The 275-nt window shown below is 66.9% G+C and carries 1 protein-coding gene; it reads left to right on the top strand.

Going from position 1 to position 275, the window contains the following annotated elements:
- A partial coding sequence (locus HMPREF2625_RS10940; RefSeq protein ID WP_210394421.1) for a hypothetical protein occupies nucleotides 1–275 on the top strand: 275 nt, incomplete at both ends.

Raw genomic sequence — 275 nt, 5'->3', positions numbered from 1 at the left:
CAGCCCGGTACTCCTGCTCAGCCTGGCACCCCTGGTAACAACGGCGGTAACGGTGGCGACGGTATTGGTGGTAACGGTGGTAACGTGACCCCCGGTACTCCCGGTCAGCCTGGCACCCCTGGTAACAACGGCGGCAATGGCGGTAACGGTATTGGTGGTAACGGTGGTAACGTGACCCCCGGTACTCCCGGTCAGCCTGGCACCCCCGGCCAGCCCGGTCAGCCTGGTACCCCCGGCCAGCCTGGTCAGCCTGGTCAGCCCGGTCAGCCCGGTCA

Source organism: Rothia sp. HMSC064D08, assembly GCF_001809525.1.
Lineage (GTDB): Bacteria > Actinomycetota > Actinomycetes > Actinomycetales > Micrococcaceae > Rothia > Rothia dentocariosa.
The sequence above is the reverse complement of the archived record's forward strand: the minus strand, read 5'-3'. Positions and strand labels throughout refer to the sequence as shown.